The organism is Traorella sp. mt218 (assembly GCF_055420025.1).
In genome coordinates this window covers 1-4,984 of sequence record NZ_JBVAYM010000042.1, presented here as the reverse complement: position 1 = coordinate 4,984, position 4,984 = coordinate 1, and the positions used below count along the sequence as shown (strand labels likewise).

Annotated in this window: 3 rRNA genes; all 3 read right to left on the bottom strand. The window is 52.8% G+C overall.

What is annotated here, in order from left to right:
* Positions 1-32 precede the first annotated feature (32 nt).
* A 5S ribosomal RNA gene (gene rrf, locus ACZYT3_RS12440) occupies positions 33-146 on the bottom strand.
* A gap of 57 nt (positions 147-203) precedes the next feature.
* Positions 204-3,095: ribosomal RNA gene (locus ACZYT3_RS12435) — 23S ribosomal RNA — on the bottom strand.
* Positions 3,096-3,284: 189 nt separating this feature from the next.
* Positions 3,285-4,820, bottom strand: a 16S ribosomal RNA gene (locus ACZYT3_RS12430).
* Together the 16S, 23S and 5S rRNA genes form the textbook arrangement of a ribosomal RNA operon.
* Positions 4,821-4,984 lie beyond the last annotated feature (164 nt).

Genomic DNA, 4,984 nt, shown 5'->3' with positions numbered 1-4,984 from the left:
ATAAAAAAAGACTCACAAGGAGTGAGTCGGTGATCTGGCAGCGAGCTATCTTCACAGGGGCAGGCCCGGCTATTGTCACCGCGCGAGTGCTTAACTTCTGTGTTCGGGATGGGTACAGGTGTTTCCACTCGGCCATCGCCACCAGAGCTCTGAGGTCGTTCCCTCAAAACCGAATAACAGTCGACTTTCCATTCTCTTCCTTTGTGATTAAGTCCTCGACCGATTAGTATCAGTCAACTCCACATATCGCTATGCTTCCATCTCTGACCTATCTACCTGATCGTCTTTCAGGGGTCTTACTACTTGCGTATGGGAAATCTCATCTTGGAGGCGGTTTCGTGCTTAGATGCCTTCAGCGCTTATCCGTTCCCTTCTTAGCTACCCAGCTGTGCATCTGGCGATACAACTGGTGCACCAGCGGAAGGTCCATCCCGGTCCTCTCGTACTAAGGACAGCTCTCCTCAAATTTCCTGCGCCCACAACAGATAGGGACCGAACTGTCTCACGACGTTCTGAACCCAGCTCGCGTACCGCTTTAATGGGCGGACAGCCCAACCCTTGGAACCGAATTCAGCTCCAGGATGCGATGAGCCGACATCGAGGTGCCAAACCTCGCCGTCGATGTGAACTCTTGGGCGAGATCAGCCTGTTATCCCCAGGGTAGCTTTTATCCGTTGAGCGACGGCCCTTCCATTCGGCACCGCCGGATCACTAATCCCGACTTTCGTCCCTGCTCGACTTGTCTGTCTCGCAGTCAAGCACCCTTCTGCATTTGCGCTCGACGATTGATTTCCAACCAATCTGAGGGTACCTTTGGGCGCCTCCGTTACTCTTTGGGAGGCGACCGCCCCAGTCAAACTGCCCACCTGACACTCTCCCCCTGCCGGTTCACGGCAGTAGGTTAGAACTCCGATCACACAAGAGTGGTATCCCAACAGCGACTCCTCCTCCACTGGCGTAAAGGTCTCTCAGTCTCCCACCTATCCTGTACATATGTGATCAAAGCTCAATATCAAGCTACAGTAAAGCTCCATGGGGTCTTTCCGTCTAGTTGCGGGTACCCGGCATCTTCACCGGGACTAAGATTTCACCGAGTCTGCTGCCGAGACAGCGCCCAAATCGTTACTCCTTTCGTGCGGGTCAGAACTTACCTGACAAGGAATTTCGCTACCTTAGGACCGTTATAGTTACGGCCGCCGTTCACCGGGGCTTCAATTCAGTGCTTCGCTTTCGCTGACACATCCTCTTAACCTTCCGGCACCGGGCAGGAGTCACCCCCTATACTTCGTCTTGCGACTTTGCAGAGAGCTGTGTTTTAGTTAAACAGTCGCTTGGGCCTCTTCACTGCGGCTCTTCTGAGCTCCCCTTCTTGCGAACGTACGGGGTCATTTTGCCGAGTTCCTTGGCAACAGTTCTCTCGCTCACCTCAGGCTTCTCGCCTTGCCCACCTGTGTCGGTTTTGGTACGGGCCGCTGCAGGATTATCACTAGAAGCTTTTCTTGGAAGCTGGTATCATCCCCTTCGCTACTTGCCGAAGCGTTCGCTCCACATCACATCTTTGCATTGAACGGCGGATTTGCCTACCGTCCTGCTCCTATGCTTGTCCCGCAATCCGTTAAGCGGGGCAGACTAACCTTCTCCGTCACTCCTTCATTCCTACGCGGGTACAGGAATATCAACCTGTTGTCCATCGACTACGCTCTTCAGCCTCGTCTTAGGTCCCGACTTACCCAGGGCGGACGAACCTTCCCCTGGAATCCTTGGGCTATCGGTGTGCAGGATTCTCACCTGCATCTCGCTACTCACACCGGCATTCTCACTTCCATGCGATCCACCGCTCCTTCCGGTACGGCTTCTCCTCCCATGGAACGCTCCCCTACCTCCTGCTCTTTCAAGCAGATGCGCAGCTTCGGTAATATGCTTAGCCCCGGTACATTTTCGGCGCAGGGTCACTCGACTAGTGAGCTGTTACGCACTCTTTGAAGGATGGCTGCTTCTGAGCCAACCTCCTAGTTGTCTGTGCATCCCCACATCCTTTTCCACTTAGCATATATTTTGGGACCTTAGCTGGCGCTCTGGGCTGTTTCCCTCTCGACCATGGACCTTATCACCCACAGTCTGACTGCCGGATATAATACGCGGCATTCGGAGTTTGATTGTATTCAGTACCCCGGGATGGGGCCATCATACATTCAGTGCTCTACCTCCGCGCATCTCTTCTCCGACGCTAGCCCTAAAGCTATTTCGGGGAGAACCAGCTATATCCAGGTTCGATTGGAATTTCTCCCCTAGCCACAATTCATCCGCCAACTTTTCAACGGTGGTCGGTTCGGTCCTCCATTGAGTATCACCTCAACTTCAACCTGATCATGGCTAGATCACCTGGTTTCGGGTCTGCCGCATCGTACTTCCGCCCTCTTAAGACTCGCTTTCGCTTCGGCTCCGCATCTCCTGCTTAACCTCGCACAATACGGCAACTCGCCGGTTCATTCTACAAAAGGCACGCCATCACCCTTCAACGGGCTCTGACTTCTTGTAGGCATACGGTTTCAGGTTCTCTTTCACTCCCCTCCCGGGGTTCTTTTCACCTTTCCCTCACGGTACTGGTTCACTATCGCTCACTGACGAGTATTTAGGCTTGCCGGATGGTCCCGGCGGATTCCGACAGGGTTCCACGTGCCCCGCCGTACTCAGGATCCTTCTCAGGCGCTCCAACTTTCGCTTACGGGGCTCCCACCCTCTATGGCCGGCCTTTCAATGCCGTTCTGCTAGTCTTCGTCGTCCCTTCCTTGAAGTCCTACTACCCCAGAGCTTTCTCTGGTTTGGCCTCCTCCGTGTTCGCTCGCCGCTACTTGCGGAATCATTCTTATTTTCTTTTCCTCCGGGTACTAAGATGTTTCAATTCCCCGGGTTGCTCTCCTGTGCACTATGTGTTCATGCACCGATGACAGCGCATTACCGCTGCCGGGTTCCCCCATTCGGATATCCACGGATCGTTGCGCTCTTACCGCTCCCCGTGGCGTTTCGCCGTTTGATGCGTCCTTCTTCAGCTGTCAGTGGCCAGGCATTCACCGTACGCCCTTATTAACTTAATCACCTACATTTTTTCCCTTGGTTCTCTTGAGTTACTGTTTTTTACTGTTCTCGATTTTTATCTCCAACTATTTCAGAAAGATCATGTTTCTCTATCTATCTTCTGTTATTCGGTTTTCAAAGAACGACTTCCTGAAAGAGCTTCGCTCTCTCAAAACTGAACAAGAAACCTCGCTGTACTTTCTCCTTAGAAAGGAGGTGATCCATCCCCACGTTCCCGTAGGGATACCTTGTTACGACTTAACCCCAGTCATCGATCCTACCTTCGACGGCTTCCTCCTTGCGGTTGGACCACCGGCTTCGGGTATTATCAACTCCCATGGTTTGACGGGCGGTGTGTACAAGGCCCGAGAACGTATTCACCGCGGCATGCTGATCCGCGATTACTAGCGATTCCGACTTCATGAAGTCGAGTTGCAGACTTCAATCCGAACTGAGACGACCTTTCCGAGATTCGCTTACAGTCACCTGCTCGCTGCTCTTTGTAGCCGCCATTGTAGTACGTGTGTAGCCCAGGCCATAAGGGGCATGATGATTTGACGTCATCCCCACCTTCCTCCGGTTTGTCACCGGCAGTCTCTCCAGAGTCCCTAACTTAATACTGGTAACTGAAGACAAGGGTTGCGCTCGTTGCGGGACTTAACCCAACATCTCACGACACGAGCTGACGACAACCATGCACCACCTGTGTGGGATATACCTATCTTCCTATCTCTAGGACCTTTATCCCCATGTCAAGGCCTGGTAAGGTTCTTCGCGTTGCGTCGAATTAAACCACATACTCCACCGCTTGTGCGGGCCCCCGTCAATTCCTTTGAGTTTCACACTTGCGTGCATACTCCCCAGGCGGAGAACTTATTGCGTTAACTGCAGCACTGAGTTTCCCCAACACTTAGTTCTCATCGTTTACGGCGTGGACTACTAGGGTATCTAATCCTATTTGCTCCCCACGCTTTCGTGCTTCAGCGTCAGTTGCAGGCCAGCAAACCGCCTTCGCCACTGGTGTTCCTCCATATATCTACGCATTTTACCGCTACACATGGAATTCCATCTGCCTCTCCTGCACTCCAGCCGACCAGTTTCCAAAGCTCGATGGGGTTGAGCCCCACAATTTTACTCCAGACTTAATCCGCCGCCTACGCACCCTTTACGCCCAATAATTCCGGATAACGCTCGCCACCTACGTATTACCGCGGCTGCTGGCACGTAGTTAGCCGTGGCTTTCTGGCAGGGTACCGTCACTCATGGAGCATTCCCTCTCCACGCCGTTCTTCCCCTGCAACAGAGCTTTACAACCCGAAGGCCGTCTTCACTCACGCGGCATTGCTCGGTCAGGGTTCCCCCCATTGCCGAAAATTCCCTACTGCTGCCTCCCGTAGGAGTTTGGGCCGTGTCTCAGTCCCAATGTGGCCGTCCACCCTCTCAGGCCGGCTATGCATCATCGCCTTGGTGGGCCGTTGCCCCGCCAACTAGCTAATGCACCGCAGATCCATCTGTCAGCGTCGTGTCCCGACTTTAATAGCAGGAAGATGCCTCCCCGCTACCTATCCGGTATTAGCAGACGTTTCCATCCGTTATCCCGGTCTTACAGGCAGGTTGTCTACGTGTTACTCACCCGTTCGCCACTCCTTCCGGACGAAGCAAACTTCATCCTTCCGGCGTTCGACTTGCATGTATTAGGCATGCCGCCAGCGTTCATCCTGAGCCAGGATCAAACTCTCCATTTGATTGACTCTTTATGAACGAACTCGCGTTCGTTTTCTTTCTTTTTTTTATCCTTTTGAAATTGACGTTTCTTGTTCAGTTTTCAAAGACCGTGCGCCCTCTTGCGAGTGCTTGTATATAATACCACTTACTCTCTCTCCTGTCAACGCTTTTTTTTACTTTTTTT